The organism is Ruegeria sp. G2 (assembly GCF_056533505.1).
Map to the genome: position 1 here is coordinate 148,894 of NZ_JBQFON010000006.1, position 16,887 is coordinate 165,780.

The window sequence follows — 16,887 nt, forward strand, 5'->3', positions numbered from 1 at the left end:
AGGGGAAGCCTTAGACACCCGGAAGACAGCTAAAGTGGACTCGCGATCAATGTTCGACACGATGACAGTTACCAAGGCCGCAGCAGGCCTGTTTGGCACCTTCCTGGTGCTGCTTCTGGCAAAATGGGGGGCGGATGTCCTCTATAGCAGTGATAGCCATCATGCCGAGGCTGCCTACGTAATCGAATCCGAAAGCTCGGGCGAAAGTGCCGACGGTGAAGAGGTGGTCTTCGAAGAGATTCTGGCAGCAGCCGATCCTGAAAAAGGAGCAAGGGTTTTCCGTAAATGCACCGCTTGCCACAAATTGGAAGACGGCGCGAACGGCACTGGCCCCTACCTTTATGCCATCGTAGATCGCCCTGTAGCTTCGGCAAAAGGGTTTACCGGCTATTCCGCAGCTATGCAGGCGCATGGCGGCAACTGGACGCCTGAAGCGCTTGATGCCTTCCTGACCCGACCCAGCAGCTATATCTCGGGCACCTCGATGAGCTTTGCGGGCCTGAAAAAACCACAGGATCGCGCCGACTTGATTGCTTACCTGCAGACCATCGGCAACTGATCTTTTGATCATTACGCAAGAATTCAAAGCCGCTGCGCCAAGCAGCGGCTTTTATTTTTTACGTGAGAAAAACTTCACAAAGCGCTCACGCATTCTAAACTTGCAACTGACAGTGCTGGACCTTTAGCTGGCTGGCACGACAATGAAGATGACAGATATTCAGAGGACGAGCCCAATGAAACCCCTTCTGCCCGCGATGCGCTTTACTGGAATTCATTCTTGGACTGCGGCGCTAGGAATTTCGGCAGCGATTGTTTTCGGGGGTATTCAAGCCAGCGCCAGCGAGGATGGTATCACGCGAAGCCACGGCTATTCTTACTTTGGAAACCTGGATTACCCGGCGGATTATCCGCACCTGAATTATGTCAATCCCGATGCGCCAAAAGGTGGAGAGATGTCGCTGGCGGGATCAGGTACGTTCGATTCCCTGAACCCCTACTCGCGAAAAGGTCGCGCAGGCGCGTTGACGACGATTCAATATGACCCGCTGATCGAAAGCACATCAGACAGTGTTGGCCAATACTACGGCGTTGTCGCCGAAAGCATGGAGTATGACGAAGGCCGCAACTACGTGATATTTCATTTGCGCCCCGAGGCGATGTTCTGGGATGGAACCCCAGTGACGGCCGAGGATGTAGTCTATAGCCACCGCCTGTTTATCGAGCAGGGTTTGCCATCTTATGCACAGGCAGTCGGCCGGATGGTCACGGGTGCCGAAGCGCTGGATGATCACACCGTCAAATTTACCTTCAGCCCGGATGTCACCCGTCGTGGGCTTATCGAAACAGTTGGTTCTACTCCGGTCTTCTCGAAGGCTTGGTTTGAAGCTGATGAAAACCGCCGCCTTGATGAACCTCGTCTTGAGGTCGCCGTAGGGTCCGGCCCGTACAAGCTGGACAGCTACGACATCAATCGCCGCATCGTTTACAAGCGTCGTGATGACTATTGGGGCAAGGACTTGCCGATCAATGTGGGTCGCAACAATTACGACATCATTCGGATCGAATATTTCGCTGATCAAACTGCCGCATTTGAGGGTTTCAAAGCTGGTGAGTACACCATGCGTGTTGAAAGTGATCCGAAGCAGTGGGCCTCGAGTTACGATTTCCCGAAGCTCGACGAAGGGTATGTTGTGCAGGATGAGATCGTTGATGGAAGTCCTCCGACACCATCTGGGTTTGTGTTCAATCTGGGAAAACCGCAGTTTGCCGACAAGAATGTGCGCAAAGCACTAGCGCTGGCGTTTAATTTCGAATGGGCAAATGAGTCGCTGATGTTCGGACTGAACACGCCGCGCAATTCGTTTGTGCAAGGCACTCATCTTGAGGCAACAGGTGCGCCAGAAGGCGCGGAACTGGCGTTCCTGGAAACACTGGGCGATGTCGTCCCGGCCGAAGTCTTAAGCGAGCCCGCGCTTGTTGTTCATGAATCCAACCCGGCCCGCCTGAACGACCGTCGCAATCTGCGGAAAGCGTCGAAACTGCTGGATGAAGCCGGATGGCCGGTCGGTGAAGGCAATCTGCGCCGAAATTCCGAAGGGCAGACGCTGAAAGTGAATATTCCTTACGCGTCCAGTATTCCCACCTCGACTTCGACGATGATCGAGACCTACGTCCAGAACCTTCAGTCAATTGGTGTGGATGCTTCTGCAGAGAAAGTTGACCCGTCTCAGTTCACGCTGCGGCGTCGTGAGCGGGATTACGACATGGTGTATTCGAACCGATATGGCTCGTTCCTATCCACCGGTGGCGGCCTAAGCCAGATGTATGGATCGGAAGAGGCTGCATTCAGCCTGTTCAATCCGGCGGGTCTTGCCAGCACTCTTGTGGACGCGGTGATCGAAGCGTCCTTTGATACAACAAATCAGGCAGAGCAGGATGCCGCATTGATGGCGTTGGACCGTGTGCTGCGCTATGAGTTCTTTGTCATACCCGATGGGTATGTGGCGGACTATTGGACGGCTTACTACGACATGTATGAATACCCTGAAAATCTACCTCCATTCTCGCTGGGGTATCTCGATTTTTGGTGGATCAACCCTGAGAAAGAGGCTGACCTGAAAGCCAAAGGCGCACTGCGGTAAAATGGGCGCCTATATTCTAAGACGCCTATTGCTGGTCATACCGACCCTTCTGGGCATCATGATCGTCAATTTCACGCTGGTGCAATTTGTGCCGGGCGGACCGATCGAACAGATCATTGCGCAGATCGAAGGTCAGGGCGATGTCTTTGCAGGATTCGCCGGTGGTGGCGATGCCGGGGCAGGCGCCGAACCTGCTGGAGGTTCCTTTGATGACAAATACGTCGGTGCGCGTGGGTTGCCGCCTGAGTTCATCGCTGAACTGGAAAAAGAGTTTGGATTCGACAAACCGCCACTCGAACGTTTTCTAGGCATGATGGGCAATTACCTGACGTTGGATTTCGGTGAGAGCTACTTCCGCTCGATTAGCGTGATCGATCTGGTGCTGGAAAAAATGCCCGTGTCGATATCGCTGGGTCTTTGGTCGACATTGATTGCTTATCTGGTTTCGATCCCACTGGGTATCCGCAAGGCGATCAAAGACGGGTCAAGTTTCGACACTTGGACCAGTGGTGCGATCATTGTGGCGTATGCGATCCCCGGGTTCCTGTTTGCCATTCTGCTTCTGGTGCTCTTCGCCGGTGGGTCGTATTGGCAGATATTCCCGCTGCGCGGGCTGACCTCGGACAACTGGGAAAGCCTCAGCCTGTTTGGCAAGATCGCCGACTATTTCTGGCACATCGCGCTTCCGATCATCGCACTGACGATCTCGGCCTTTGCGACGCTGACACTGCTGACCAAGAACTCGTTCCTGGATGAGATCAAAAAGCAATACGTCATGACCGCCCGCGCCAAGGGTCTGAGCGAGCGCAAGGTGCTGTACGGCCATGTCTTCCGCAACGCGATGCTGATCGTGATTGCAGGGTTTCCGGCAGTGTTCATCGGCGTTTTCTTTGGTGGCTCGATCATCATCGAGACCATTTTCTCGCTCGATGGTCTTGGGCGACTGGGCTTTGAGGCCGCAGTGGCGCGCGACTATCCGGTGATTTTCGGCACGCTCTTCATCTTTGGCCTCATGGGCCTGGTTGTCGGCATCATCAGCGACCTGATGTACGTTCTGGTCGACCCGCGCATCGACTTTGAAAAGCGGGAGGGATAATTGGCACTTTCCCCTCTAAACCAGCGCCGCTGGCGTAATTTCCGGCGTAACGGCCGTGCCTTCTGGTCGCTGATCATCTTCTCGATCCTGTTTGGCCTCTCGCTGTTTGCCGAGTTCATCGCCAACGACAAGCCGATCCTGGTGAAGTACCGGGGCGAATTCTACACGCCGGTCTTCAACTTCTACGCCGAGACCGAATTCGGTGGCGATTTCCAGACCGAGGCGATCTATCGTGACCCCGAGGTCATGTGCCTGATCGACAGCGGAGGGCTAGATCAGTGTTTTGATGATCCTGAAGGGATTATCGAAGAGATTAAAGCCGGTACATTCGAGGCCGACGGCTTCGAGCGCGGCTGGGCTATCTGGCCACTGATCCCTTATTCCTTCAACACAAGCGTGGACCGACCGGGTGCTGCACCGCTGCCGCCCAATAGTCAAAACCTGCTGGGCACGGATGACACCAAGCGAGATGTGCTGGCCCGCGTGATATATGGCTTTCGCTTGTCAATCTTGTTCACGCTAATTGTGACCGGGGCTGCCAGTTTGATCGGCATCTTCGCAGGGGCCATTCAGGGCTTCTTTGGCGGCTGGCTCGATCTGATCTTTCAACGGATTATTGAAATCTGGTCGTCAACTCCCTCGCTCTATGTGATTATCATCATGTTTGCCATTCTCGGCCGAAGTTTTTGGTTGTTGGTGGCTCTGATGATTCTGTTCGGTTGGACCGGGTTGGTTGGCGTTGTACGGGCTGAATTCCTGAGGGCTCGAAATCTGGAATATGTTCGTGCCGCGCGCGCGCTAGGTGTGGGTAACATGACGATCATGTTCCGCCACATGCTGCCCAATGCGATGGTTGCCACGCTGACCTTCATGCCGTTCATCGTGACCGGCACGATTGGCGGACTGGCGTCGCTGGACTTCCTTGGTTTCGGCCTTCCGTCCTCGGCCCCATCGCTCGGAGAGCTCACATTGCAGGCAAAACAAAACCTGCAGGCCCCGTGGCTGGCCTTCACCGCCTTTTTCACCTTTGCCATCATGCTGTCGCTGCTGGTCTTCATTTTCGAAGGCGTGCGCGATGCGTTTGATCCCAGAAAGACCTTCTCATGAGCCTGCTGGATGTGAACAACCTCAAAGTCTCCTTCCGGCAGGACGGGCAGGTTTCTGCTGCGGTGAAAGGTGTGTCCTTTACTGTGGACCGGGGTGAAACAGTAGCGCTGGTAGGGGAATCGGGCTCAGGCAAGTCTGTGACCGCGCTCAGCACAGTGTCACTGCTGGGCGATAGTGCGATCGTCGAAGGCTCGGTCACCTATGACAGCCAAGAGATGATTGGCGCGTCCGAGAATAAGCTGATGGAAGTGCGCGGCAACGACATCAGCTTTATTTTCCAAGAGCCGATGACCTCGCTAAACCCGCTTCATACGATCCAGAAGCAGATGGCCGAGTCTCTAGCATTGCACCAGGGGCTGGCTGGTGATGCGGCGCGAAATCGGATTATTGAACTGCTGAACAAAGTTGGCATCCGCGACCCGGAAGAGCGTTTGGACAGTTATCCGCATCAGCTGTCGGGTGGGCAGCGTCAGCGCGTGATGATCGCCATGGCATTGGCCAACAAGCCGGATATTTTGATCGCAGATGAACCAACGACCGCGCTGGATGTGACCATTCAGGCGCAAATTCTGGAACTGCTGGCTGAACTGCAAAAGTCTGAAAACATGGGAATGCTGTTCATCACCCATGACCTTGGCATCGTCCGGCGTATCGCAGACCGGGTCTGCGTAATGAAGGATGGTGAGATCGTCGAAACCGGCGTGACCTCCGAGATTTTCGACAACCCGCGGCATCCTTATACGCGCAAGCTGCTGGCGGCTGAGCCGTCAGGACACCCCGATCCGGTGGCAGCTGATGCCGAAGAGGTCGCGCGCACCGATCACCTGAAAGTCTGGTTCCCGATCCAACGGGGGTTCCTGAAACGTACAGTCGGGCATGTAAAAGCCGTCAATGACGCGACGCTCAGCGTCCGTGCCGGGGAAACGCTTGGAATCGTAGGCGAGAGTGGATCGGGCAAGACGACACTGGCCCTGGCCATGATGCGTTTGATCGCCTCCGAGGGCGGGATCACTTTCCGCGATCAGGACGTTCGCCGCTGGTCAACGCGTGAACTCAGACGGCTGCGCAAAGATATGCAGATCGTGTTTCAGGACCCGTTTGGCAGTCTCAGCCCCCGTATGACCTGTATGCAGATCATCGCCGAAGGGTTGGCTATCCACAATGTCGACCCCCATCGTGCCCCGCGTGAATTGGTGGCCGAAGTGATGACCGAGGTCGGGCTGGACCCCGCCGCGATGGACCGCTACCCGCATGAGTTTTCAGGTGGGCAACGCCAGCGGATCGCCATCGCGCGCGCTATGGTGTTGCGGCCCAAGCTGCTGGTTCTGGATGAACCGACCAGCGCGCTAGATATGACCGTGCAGGTGCAGATTGTTGATCTGTTGCGGGACCTGCAAAGGAAGTACGGGCTGGCTTATCTGTTCATCAGCCACGACCTGAAGGTCGTGCGCGCGATGTCTCATAACGTCATCGTCATGCGCAACGGGGATGTGGTCGAGATGGGCGCAGCCGAGGATTTGTTCGAACACGCCCAAACCGACTACACGCGTGAATTGATCGCGGCAGCGGGCTGACGAGCAGCCCGCCCCCCTAGCCTCAGGCCATTTCCTTGTTCTTTGCAGAGGCAGGAACAGGGCCGCGCAGTTCTTCATAATGATCGAACTGCAGTTTGACCCAACCGGTGCCACGGGTGGCGCTGGCAAGGGTTCGGTGCAGTTCATCCTCGGCAACGGCTGGAAGCTGCGCGTTGAATATCTCCCAACCCGAAGCGTTCGGATTGCCCTCGAATCCTAGAACTTGACCCTGCAAAGAACTGATCGTGGGGACCAGGTCACCGACGAAGGTTGACGGCAGATGGATTTCGGCATTCAGGATTGGTTGCAGGACGACGGGTTTGGCCTCGGGCAGCGCTTCACGCACCGCGTTCTTGCCAGCGGTGCGGAAGGCATAGTCCGAACTGTCCACGTTATGGTGCTTGCCGTCGCTGAGCGTCACCTTGACGTCCACGACAGGGAAACCTTCAGGGCCTTCGACCAGTGCGTCCTTGGCCCCGTGTTCAACCGAAGGAATGTAGTTCCGGGGTACGGCCCCGCCTTTGACTACTTCTTCGAACTGGAACCCCGATCCGCGCGGTAGTGGCGCGATTGAGATCACCACATCAGCAAATTGACCTGCGCCACCGGATTGCTTGCGGTGGCGGTGACGATGATCGACTTTGGTGCGGATGGTTTCGCGATAGGCTGTTCCGGCGGCCTCGGCTTCAATCTCGATCCCAAAATCTTCGTCTAGTTTAGCTGTCACGCGGCGCATGTGTTGTGGGCCTTGCGAACTTAGAATGGAATGACCGCTTAATTCGTCCTGTTCCAGATGCAGTCCGGGATCGATTTCAACCAAACGGGTCAGCGCGTTCGACAGACGCACATCGTCGCGTTCATGCGCGGGTGAGACAACCTGACGATGCGCAGCGGGATGCGAGGAGGCCCATTCCGGCAGCGGCGTAGCAGCGGCGCTATCATATATGAAACCAGGGTTGAGATGATCGGATTTAACGGCCAGACCAATCTGTCCAGCCTCAAGCGCTCCGATCTGGGTTTTGGCGTCGAGTGTGGTCAGGTTCCCAACAGTTTCACCGCCCAGAGGCTCGTGCGCTTTGACGCCATCGCCCAGTCCGCGCAATACGGTGATCTTACCAATATGCTTCTTCACATCCGCAAAGCCTGCGATGGCGCGCGCTGAATCTTCGGCCTCGTCCCTGTCTGCCGCGATGTTGAATTCCGGCGCCTCATGGCGCAGTGCTTTCATCAAGCGCGTCAGGCCATTGCCATGGCTGGCAGCACCCAGGCAGGCTGGGATCAGCTGGTGGTTCTGCAAAACCTGCGCAGCCAACTCGTAGACTTCCTCGCTGGGTGGCTGCTTGTCTTCGATCAGTTGCTCCAGCAAATGGTCATCAAAATCTGACAGGGTCTCGAGCAACTCGGTGCGCGCTTCCTGTTCGCGATCCTCCACCGATTGCGGCAGCTCGATCAAGGCTGAGGGCTGGCCTTCTTGATACTTCCACGCACGTTCCGAGATCAGGTCGACGGCCCCGATGATGTCTTCTCCTTCGCGAATCGGAACTTGACGCAAAGCGATGTGGTGACTGCAATAGGTCTGAAGCGCTGCTACGATGTCGCGTATGCGGCCATTGGGGCTGTCCATGCGATTGATGAAGAGGAAACTGGGAATACCTGCTTCCTCAACCAGTCTTAGATAAGGGGCACAAAGGACTGCGGCGTCCGGATCGGGGGGGACCACAACCACTGCTGCGTCTGAAATAGCCATCGCCGGGCCGACATAGGCCAGCGCATCGCCGCCACCGTCCACGTCCACCGCGCACCACGGTTCGTCTAAATAAGAAAAACCGTGCAAATGCACGGTTCCGGAAACATCGAATGTTGTAGGCCGCCCGTCGAGGCGGCTGATCGCTTCGACCAAGGTGGATTTGCCCGATTGACTGGGGCCGAGGACGGTGAAAACGCGCATGAGTGCTGTCCCTGTTTCAGTTGCAACTTGGCTGCACGAAAAGGGCTGTCGAACGCATGCGCGTCGGCAAGAACTGTCTGCGTTTGCCTGCCTCAGGCTGTGAAGAGGCGGTCCTCTCCACCCCTTGAGTGTGGAGAAAACCGAAGGCATGCGTCAAGCCCCCGTGCTGGATTCGAAGGGCAGGTCGCGAAAAACGACCTGCCGAAGTGTGTTCAGATCGCGGAACTATGCCCAGCCTTACTCAGATCATATGCGTCGAAGCTACGTGCGATCATGCGGGTGAGAGCGCGCGCTTCGGGCGGGATGAACAAGCCGTTTTCATCAACGCGCAGCAGTCCGTCAAAGGCTGCATTCGCCTTGGCGTACATCTGCTGCAGCTCAGCGGCCGAGATGTCGTAGTCGCGTAGAATCTCGTTCGAATTGATTTGGAAATCACACATCAGCGCCTCGATCAGGCGCGACCGCAGGATATCTTGACCTTTGAACAAGTGCCCACGCGACGTCGAAAACCGCCCTTCGCGAATGGCCTTCGTGTGGGCTGATGTTGCCGGAGCATTCTGCGCGTAGCCTTGCGGGAAACGTGAAATTGAGCTTGCGCCTAGGCCAATCAGGATCGGGGCCTGATCGTCCGTGTAACCCTGAAAATTCCGTTTCAGTCGGCCAGCGCGCAGCGCATGGGTCAGACCATCATCCTGTGTCGCAAAGTGGTCGATCCCAATTTCAGCGTAATTGTCCCACAGAAACAGTCGCCGGGCCGTTTCGAACAATTCCAGTCGCTGCTCTGGCGTGGGGAGCGCATCTGATGGAATCAGTTGCTGGCGCTTGGCCATCCAAGGCACGTGCGCATAGCCATAAAGTGCGACTCGATCCGGGTTCAGGGAAAGTAGCTTTTGCACGCTTTCGGTCATGCGCGCTTTGGTCTGGTGGGGCAGACCATATAGGATATCCGCGTTCAGGCTGGCAATTCCACGTGCGCGGATCATCTCGGCCGCTTTGCGAGTGGTATCGTAGCTTTGAATGCGGCCGATGGTTTTCTGGATTTCATCATCGAAATCCTGCACGCCGATCGAGGCGCGGTTCATCCCGGCCTCGGCCAGCGCATCCAATCTGGCTTCGTCGATCTCATTCGGATCTATTTCAACCGAGAATTCCGCATCTGGACCCAGCGGGACGACCTCAAGAATCCGTCCTGCCAACTCGCGCATCAGGTCCGCATTCAACAGAGTCGGCGTGCCGCCACCCCAATGTAGCCGAGAAAGCGTAACACCCTCGGGCAAACGCGCGGCCAGCAGGTCCAGTTCGGCTTTTAGAACGTCCACATAGGCAATAACAGGGTTATCCGTCTGGGTGCCTTGGGTCCGGCAGGCGCAAAACCAGCACAGCCTGCGGCAGAAGGGTACGTGGATATAAAGCGAGATCGAACTGCCGGGGGCAATCCCGGAAATCCAGTCGGCAAACAAGTCAGCCCCCACGTCATTGCTAAAGTGGGGGGCGGTGGGATAGCTTGTGTAACGCGGTACTTTCGCGTCAAAAAGTCCAAGCCGTGCCAATTGAGGTTTCAGTGTCATGGCGATATGACTATAGCGGGAGGGCTCAGGGTACTTTGACCGAAATCAAATGGAAACGCGAATGACACTCAAGGCCCAATTCGACCACACAAATTGCGCAGAATGCCCGATACGGCATCGCGCGGTGTGCGCGCATTGTGAAAAGGATGAGCTGGAGGAACTTGAGAGCATCAAGTACTACCGCAGCTTCGAGGCCGGGCAGACAGTCATCTGGTCCGGAGATCCGATGAACTTTGTCGGTTCTGTCGTATCCGGAATTGCGTCTCTGACACAGACGATGGAAGACGGGCGCACACAGATGGTGGGCTTGCTCTTGCCTAGTGATTTCGTTGGGCGACCCGGGCGTGAAAACGCGCCGTATGACGTGGTTGCGACGACCGATTTGGTGATGTGCTGTTTTCGGAAAAAACCTTTTGAAGAACTGATGGTGACGACACCGCATATCGCGCAGCGCCTGTTGCAGATGACTCTGGACGAGTTGGATGCCGCGCGTGAATGGATGCTGGTGCTTGGGCGCAAAACTGCGCGGGAAAAGATTGCCAGCCTTCTCTCGATCATTGCGCGTAGGGACGCGTCACTTCATTCGTCCGGCACTGTCGGCCCGATTGTATTCGACCTTCCTCTGACACGAGAGGCGATGGCAGACTACCTAGGCCTGACACTTGAGACTGTTAGCAGACAAATCTCAGCCCTCAAGAAGGACAAGGTCATCTTGTTGGAAAGCAAACGCCATGTCACGATCCCAGATATGGGGCGTTTGATGGAAGAGGCGGGTGACGATTCGGATGGCGGATTTCTGGTCTGATATCCAATGATCTGACTAAGGTCCCAAAACAAACAGGAGCCAACAATGGAATTCAGCGGTGTATTGGCCATGTTGTTTATCGGCGCGATTGCCGGGTGGCTGTCCGGAAAGATCATGGAAGGCCGCGGGTTCGGCCTGATTGGCAACATCATCGTCGGAGTCGTCGGCGCATTTTTGGCCGGCACGATTTTTCCCGCTTTGGGCTTTGGCGTCGGTGGTGGGCTGCTCTCTTCGATTTTCTTTGCGACGGCCGGCGCAGTGATTCTTCTGTTCCTAATCGGCCTGATCCGCAAGGCTTGAGAAAAAACCGCCCCGATAGGGCGGTTTTTGCAATTTGATCAATGCGCCAGAAAGACCGGCACTTGGGATTGTTCAAGCATGTTCCGAGTCGCACCGCCCAGAATGGCCTCGCGAAAGCGCGAGTGCCCGTAGGCGCCCATTACGATCATGTCGGCCTCGGTATCGGCAGCATGACGATTAAGAATATCCGAAACGCGTGTCATGGTTTTGCTCAGCACATCAATCTCGCATTTCACGCCGTGCCGCGCCAACATTTGAGACAACAGCCCACCCGGGTCCGAGCGATCGGGCCCATGACGTGGCGGGTCAATGACGACAATCCGTGTAAGCTCGGCCTGCTTCAGGAAGGGAAGGGCGCAGCGGATGGCGCGCATCGCTTCGATGCTTTCATTCCAGCCTACCATTATGGTTTTGGGTGAGGAGATCGGCTCAATTTCGTCCGGTACCAGTAATACCGGGGCGTGGCCCTCGAACATGGCGGCCTCAACAATCGGTTCGGCCTCGGCGTCGCGATCCTTTCCGTATGGGCGCGGCAATATCACTAGATCTGAAAAACGCGCGCGACGGGCGACGTGTCGGCCAATATCGGCAATCTGTGCTACCCCATTTTCAGCCGACCAACGCACCCCCGATTTGCCAAGATAGTCCTGAGCAAATTTGAGGATTTCATCCGCCTCGGCGTTTGCGCGACTCAGGGTTTCCTGCAGGATCAGTGCATTGGCCCCGGCGTAGTAATACCCGGTCTGACTGCGGTCGACCCCAAGGCACAGCGCTTCGGCATGGGCGTCTTGCCCGTCGGCCAAGGCGATCATCTGTGCCAGAGCCGTTTGGGAAATCTTGGTTTCTGTCATGACCGTAAGCAGGGATTTGTATGCCATGTCGACCTCATTATTCCGACGCTCCTTAATGCGGAACGTGTGTTTGTCTCTGGAAAATACCTCTCACAGAAAACAGGGGGTTGTCTTGACACAGATCAAAGCAGCACAATTGGCATCACTGCATTACGACACGCAGTCAAAAGGGTTCCGTGTGGCATGAAGAATCGCGCGGGGCATGGCAAAGGGACGCAATATGTCAAATTACATCAAGCTGATCGTGCTTGGGCTGGTTGTGCTGTTCGCAGCCATTGGGTCCAATTATGCACGGGATTTGGCGTATCAGGTGCACGCAATTCTGGTGATGATCATCGCTGCCGGATTGTTCATTTGGACGCTTAGAAACACCGATGAGCCAGATATTCTTGTAGATCGCTCGGCGGAATATATGGATGGCGTGATCCGCTATGGCGTGATCGCAACCGCCTTTTGGGGTGTGGTCGGGTTCCTTGCGGGGACATTCATTGCGTTCCAGCTGGCCTTTCCGTCGCTGAACTTCGAATGGGCGCAAGGGTATATGAACTTTGGACGTTTGCGGCCATTACACACGTCGGCGGTTATCTTCGCCTTTGGTGGTAACGCGCTGATCGCAACCTCGTTCTATGTCGTACAGCGCACAAGTGCCGCACGTCTGTGGGGCGGAAACCTGGCCTGGTTCGTGTTCTGGGGCTATCAGCTGTTTATCGTTCTGGCGGCGACCGGTTACCTGCTGGGTGGAACTCAGTCGAAAGAATATGCGGAACCTGAATGGTATGTCGACCTATGGCTGACCGTTGTCTGGGTTGCTTATCTGGCTGTCTATCTGGGCACGATCATCAAACGGAAAGAACCCCACATCTACGTGGCTAACTGGTTCTATCTGGCATTCATCGTGACCGTCGCCATGCTGCATCTGGTCAATAACATGACCATTCCAGTCAGCATCTGGGGTTCGAAATCTGTCATCGTCTGGTCAGGTGTCCAAGACGCCATGATCCAATGGTGGTATGGCCACAACGCCGTGGGCTTCTTCCTGACCGCAGGCTTCCTGGGCATGATGTACTACTTCATCCCGAAACAAGCCGAGCGTCCGGTGTTCAGCTACAAACTGTCGATCATCCACTTCTGGGCGCTGATCTTCCTGTATATCTGGGCCGGTCCGCACCACCTGCACTATACCGCGCTGCCGGATTGGGCCTCGACGCTGGGCATGGTTTTCTCGGTGATCCTGTGGATGCCTTCTTGGGGTGGCATGATCAACGGTCTGATGACCCTGTCCGGCGCATGGGACAAGCTGCGCACAGACCCAGTGATCCGGATGATGGTCATCTCGGTCGGCTTCTACGGCATGTCCACTTTCGAAGGTCCGATGATGTCGATCCGTGCGGTGAACAGCCTGTCTCACTACACCGACTGGACTATTGGTCACGTACACTCGGGTGCGCTGGGCTGGAACGGAATGATCACCTTCGGTGCGCTGTACTATCTGGTGCCCGTCCTGTGGAAACGGGACCGCCTGTATTCGCTGCAGATGGTCAGCTGGCATTTCTGGCTCGCCACAATCGGTATCGTGCTCTACGCCGCGTCGATGTGGGTCACTGGTATCATGGAAGGTCTGATGTGGCGTGAAGTGGATGCCAACGGCTTCCTGGTGAATTCGTTTGCTGACACCGTGGCTGCCAAGTTCCCAATGTACGTTGTACGTGGTTTGGGTGGGGTGATGTTCCTCGCTGGCTCGCTGATCATGTGCTACAACCTGTGGATGACTGTGCGGAAGGCACCGGCCAAAGAGGCCAGCCTGACCGTCGCGGTCCCGGCTGAATAAGGAGGGCCGGAGCAATGGCAATTCTCGACAAACACAAGATCCTCGAGACCAACGCGACCCTCCTGCTGATCTTCAGCTTCTTGGTCGTAACCATCGGTGGTATCGTTCAAATCGCACCTCTGTTCTATCTTGAGAACACCATCGAGAAGGTGGAGGGCATGCGCCCTTACACTCCTCTGGAACTGGCGGGGCGTGACATCTACATCCGAGAAGGATGCTATGTCTGCCACAGCCAAATGATCCGCCCGATGCGGGACGAGGTCGAACGCTATGGCCACTATTCTCTGGCGGCCGAGTCGATGTATGACCATCCGTTCCAGTGGGGATCGAAGCGTACCGGACCTGATCTGGCACGCGTCGGCGGCCGATACTCGGATCAATGGCAAGTTGATCACCTGCGTGATCCGCAATCGGTGGTCCCGGAATCGGTGATGCCCAAGTATGGTTATCTCGAGCGTCGCAAGATCGACGGTAAGTACATCGGTGATGTCATGGCCGCGAATGCAATGGTCGGCACGCCTTACACCGATGAGATGCTGGAGAACGCGCTGGCAGACTTCCGTGCTCAGGCGGATCCGGACAGCGACTACGACGGTCTTTTGGAGCGCTATGGTGACAAGGTGAACGTGCGCAATTTTGATGGTCAGCCCGAACTAACGGAAACTGACGCGTTGGTCGCCTATCTGCAGATGCTGGGTACATTGGTCGACTTCTCGACGTTTACGCCAGATGCAAGCCGCTAAGGAGGGATAAGATGGAAGAATACACTCTCCTAAGACAGTTTGCGGATAGCTGGATGCTGTTGCTGCTGTTTACGTTCTTTCTGGGCATCGTGATCTGGGTTTTCCGCCCCGGTGCCAGCAAGGAATACAAGGACACGGCCAATATCCCGTTCCGACATGTGGATGCCCCCGCACCTCAGCAAGACAAACCCGCCACATCCAAGGAGGCGCGGCAATGAGCAAAACACCTGAAAAACAGCCGGGCGATCCGAATACCACAGGTCACAGCTGGGACGGTATCGAAGAGTTCGACAACCCGATGCCGCGTTGGTGGCTGTGGACGTTCTATGCGACCATTCTCTGGGGCGTGATCTATACGATCATGTATCCAGCGTGGCCTCTGGTTCAATCGGCAACCGCCGGTGTATTGGGCTGGTCTTCGCGCGAGCTGGTGCAGCAAGAAATGGTCGCTTTTGAAGAAGCGAACGCGCCGTGGAATGCCAAGCTGGTGGAGACACCGCTGGAACAGATTTCGGCGGATGCAGAGCTTCAGCAATACGCTGTGAACTCTGGCGGTGCCGTGTTCCGGACCTGGTGCGCGCAGTGCCATGGCTCGGGTGCGCAAGGCGCGCCGGGCTTCCCGAACCTGCTGGATGACGCCTGGCTGTGGGGTGGTACGCTTGAAGATATCGAGTACACCATCGCCCACGGTATCCGGAACGAGGAAAGCGACGATGCGCGCTATTCTGAGATGCCGGCCTTTGGTGAGATCCTCGAGCAAGACGACATCACTCAGGTAGTCCAATACGTCATGTCTCTGACAAATGCGCAGACCGACGATGCGGCGGCGCAGGCAGGTAAGGTTGTGTTCGAGGACAACTGTGCATCGTGCCACGGCGAGGATGGCAAAGGCGACGTCACGCAAGGTGCACCAAACCTGACGGATGCGATCTGGCTTTATGGTGGCAGTGAAGAGGCTCTGACTGAAACGGTCACCTACAGCCGCTTTGGTGTGATGCCCCCATGGGAAAATCGTTTGACTGACGCGCAAATCCGCGCCGTTACGTCCTATGTCCACCAGTTGGGTGGTGGTCAGTAGAGGCTAAAAGAACACCTCCGGGCGGTTTTCCGCCCGAAGGCTGAGGCACCGGCTGTTCAATCTGTTCGCGCGTTTCCAGAACAGCCGGTGCCGATTTTCCAAACAATAGGGCCGCGTCAGGCTGCGGTCTAGTGTGGGGATCTAAGACGCCATCAGAGGTTGTTCAGATCCACCCCGCGCGGGCTTTCTCTCCACCAATGACTCTCGGGCAGCCACCGGCGCTTACGGAAACCCGGCTTAGGAGCCTCTCGAATGTGCGGAGCGTCGATGCGGGTCGCGTTCATGAAAGATCGGGCAAATACAGTCAGCATGGCTTGCCTCCTATGTGGCGTTGTTTCTGCCGAATAGATTGACCTTTGACGCCGAAAATGCGACTCAATAACCTTTCCAACATGTAAGTATGGATTACATATGGATTGGCTCAAACTTCCTCCACTCGCCGCGCTGCGCGCTTTTGCTGCCTTTGCTGAGAAGCGTAATGTTGTCGAAGCCGGGGCCGCGCTGAACGTCAGTCATGCCGCCATTAGCCAGCAGTTGCGCGTGCTGGAAAAGTATCTTGGCGCAGCCCTGTTGGATCGCAGCGGCAAAGCCTTGACGCTGACAGCGGACGGAGAGCATCTGGCCCGCGCCTTGCAACTTGGCTTTGGTGCGATCGAGGCTGCGGTCGGCGATCTGTCCAGATCCGGCCTGGATCGCCCAGTTCATGTATCACTGACATCCTCTTTCGCGGCCTCATGGCTGATGCCACGCCTTCCGGCGTTTCGCGAATCCCACCCCGAGGTGAATCTGATCCTCGACCCGTCCGCCGAAGTGGTTGATTTGCGCCCAGGCGGAGTGGACATTGCGATCCGCTACGGCCCCGGAGGTTGGTCGGGGGTACATTCAGAAATGCTGTTGCAATCGCCGGTGGTGATTGTCGCCGCGCCGAAACTTCTGGGGGGTAAGACGTCATTGACCCCGTCGGAGCTGGCGCAGCTGCCGTGGTTGGAAGAGGTTGGCACCACCGAGGCAACGTCTTGGTTGGCCGAGCACGGCGTCGGTCCAGAACGCGGTGCAGGTCGGACTCAGCTGCCTGGCAATCTGGTTCTGGATGGTTTGCGCGCCGGGCAGGGGGTCACGGTGACCGTGCGACATTTCGTCGAGCAAGACATCAAAGCTGGGCGCATTGTGGAGCTCTATGCAGAGCCCGATGCGCGCGGATACCATATTGTGACGGCAAATTCGGCACTTAGGCCTGCTGTCAGAACTTTTGCCGGCTGGCTTAGACGTCAAGCACGTGAAACGTGATAAAAGGTATCTGTACGATGCGCGTTTTGACCCATGTCAAAGTCCCTATGCTTGTGATCT

The 16,887-nt window shown here is 56.3% G+C and carries 16 protein-coding genes; 12 read left to right on the forward strand and 4 right to left on the reverse strand.

The window, feature by feature from the left end:
- Positions 1–49: 49 nt before the first annotated feature.
- The 5 genes from ACR0DU_RS12870 to ACR0DU_RS12890 all read left to right on the forward strand — a co-directional run bounded on the left by ACR0DU_RS12870 (position 50) and on the right by ACR0DU_RS12890 (position 6,419).
- On the forward strand, positions 50–559 hold the full coding sequence (locus tag ACR0DU_RS12870) for a c-type cytochrome (RefSeq protein ID WP_029621890.1): 510 nt from the start codon (positions 50–52) through the stop codon (positions 557–559).
- 175 nt (positions 560–734) lie between these two features.
- A complete protein-coding gene (locus ACR0DU_RS12875; protein ID WP_480875076.1) occupies positions 735–2,642 on the forward strand; it encodes an extracellular solute-binding protein in 1,908 nt (635 codons plus the stop codon).
- 1 nt (position 2,643) lies between these two features.
- On the forward strand, positions 2,644–3,738 hold the full coding sequence (locus tag ACR0DU_RS12880; RefSeq protein WP_170780793.1) for a microcin C ABC transporter permease YejB: 1,095 nt from the start codon (positions 2,644–2,646) through the stop codon (positions 3,736–3,738).
- Positions 3,739–4,845, forward strand: a complete 1,107-nt coding sequence (locus ACR0DU_RS12885) for an ABC transporter permease (protein WP_010440942.1) — start codon at positions 3,739–3,741, stop codon at positions 4,843–4,845.
- Positions 4,842–6,419, forward strand: a complete 1,578-nt coding sequence (locus ACR0DU_RS12890) for an ABC transporter ATP-binding protein (RefSeq protein WP_480875078.1) — start codon at positions 4,842–4,844, stop codon at positions 6,417–6,419. The genes ACR0DU_RS12885 and ACR0DU_RS12890 overlap by 4 nt, the downstream gene beginning before the upstream one ends.
- Before the next feature lie 22 nt (positions 6,420–6,441).
- On the opposite strand, the gene ACR0DU_RS12895 is transcribed toward ACR0DU_RS12890, so the two are convergent.
- Both ACR0DU_RS12895 and hemN read right to left on the reverse strand, forming a co-directional pair.
- A complete protein-coding gene (locus ACR0DU_RS12895) occupies positions 6,442–8,367 on the reverse strand; it encodes an elongation factor G (RefSeq protein WP_010440946.1) in 1,926 nt (641 codons plus the stop codon).
- 212 nt (positions 8,368–8,579) lie between these two features.
- A complete protein-coding gene (gene hemN, locus ACR0DU_RS12900; protein ID WP_480875081.1) occupies positions 8,580–9,935 on the reverse strand; it encodes an oxygen-independent coproporphyrinogen III oxidase in 1,356 nt (451 codons plus the stop codon).
- 61 nt (positions 9,936–9,996) lie between these two features.
- Here hemN and fnrL point away from each other — a divergent pair, with 61 nt between their 5' ends.
- A complete protein-coding gene (fnrL, locus tag ACR0DU_RS12905; protein WP_010440951.1) occupies positions 9,997–10,740 on the forward strand; it encodes a transcriptional regulator FnrL in 744 nt (247 codons plus the stop codon).
- 45 nt (positions 10,741–10,785) lie between these two features.
- On the forward strand, positions 10,786–11,040 hold the full coding sequence (locus ACR0DU_RS12910) for a GlsB/YeaQ/YmgE family stress response membrane protein (RefSeq protein ID WP_010440953.1): 255 nt from the start codon (positions 10,786–10,788) through the stop codon (positions 11,038–11,040).
- Between the two features lie 38 nt (positions 11,041–11,078).
- On the opposite strand, the gene ACR0DU_RS12915 is transcribed toward ACR0DU_RS12910, so the two are convergent.
- Positions 11,079–11,918 (reverse strand): universal stress protein, encoded by an 840-nt coding sequence (locus ACR0DU_RS12915; protein ID WP_480875084.1) that lies wholly within the window; start codon positions 11,916–11,918, stop codon positions 11,079–11,081.
- A gap of 193 nt (positions 11,919–12,111) precedes the next feature.
- Here ACR0DU_RS12915 and ccoN point away from each other — a divergent pair, with 193 nt between their 5' ends.
- Genes ccoN through ccoP form a run of 4 tightly spaced genes read left to right on the forward strand, consistent with a single transcriptional unit; the run spans position 12,112 to position 15,540 of the window.
- Positions 12,112–13,719 (forward strand): cytochrome-c oxidase, cbb3-type subunit I, encoded by a 1,608-nt coding sequence (ccoN, locus tag ACR0DU_RS12920; protein ID WP_010440957.1) that lies wholly within the window; start codon positions 12,112–12,114, stop codon positions 13,717–13,719.
- 14 nt (positions 13,720–13,733) lie between these two features.
- On the forward strand, positions 13,734–14,462 hold the full coding sequence (ccoO, locus tag ACR0DU_RS12925; protein WP_170476112.1) for a cytochrome-c oxidase, cbb3-type subunit II: 729 nt from the start codon (positions 13,734–13,736) through the stop codon (positions 14,460–14,462).
- A gap of 11 nt (positions 14,463–14,473) precedes the next feature.
- Positions 14,474–14,680 carry a CcoQ/FixQ family Cbb3-type cytochrome c oxidase assembly chaperone gene (locus ACR0DU_RS12930; protein ID WP_010440962.1) on the forward strand — a complete coding sequence of 69 codons (207 nt, stop codon included), beginning with the start codon at positions 14,474–14,476 and terminating at the stop codon, positions 14,678–14,680.
- Positions 14,677–15,540 carry a cytochrome-c oxidase, cbb3-type subunit III gene (gene ccoP / locus ACR0DU_RS12935; RefSeq protein ID WP_170780788.1) on the forward strand — a complete coding sequence of 288 codons (864 nt, stop codon included), beginning with the start codon at positions 14,677–14,679 and terminating at the stop codon, positions 15,538–15,540. The genes ACR0DU_RS12930 and ccoP overlap by 4 nt, the downstream gene beginning before the upstream one ends.
- A 152-nt stretch (positions 15,541–15,692) precedes the next feature.
- Here the strand turns inward: ccoP and ACR0DU_RS12940 are convergent, their stop codons facing one another.
- The gene (locus ACR0DU_RS12940) at positions 15,693–15,851 is read right to left on the reverse strand and encodes a hypothetical protein (protein WP_170780787.1); all 159 of its coding nucleotides are present in this window, start codon (positions 15,849–15,851) and stop codon (positions 15,693–15,695) included.
- A 100-nt stretch (positions 15,852–15,951) separates the two neighbouring features.
- Here ACR0DU_RS12940 and ACR0DU_RS12945 point away from each other — a divergent pair, with 100 nt between their 5' ends.
- On the forward strand, positions 15,952–16,827 hold the full coding sequence (locus ACR0DU_RS12945; RefSeq protein ID WP_480875088.1) for a LysR family transcriptional regulator: 876 nt from the start codon (positions 15,952–15,954) through the stop codon (positions 16,825–16,827).
- Positions 16,828–16,887 lie beyond the last annotated feature (60 nt).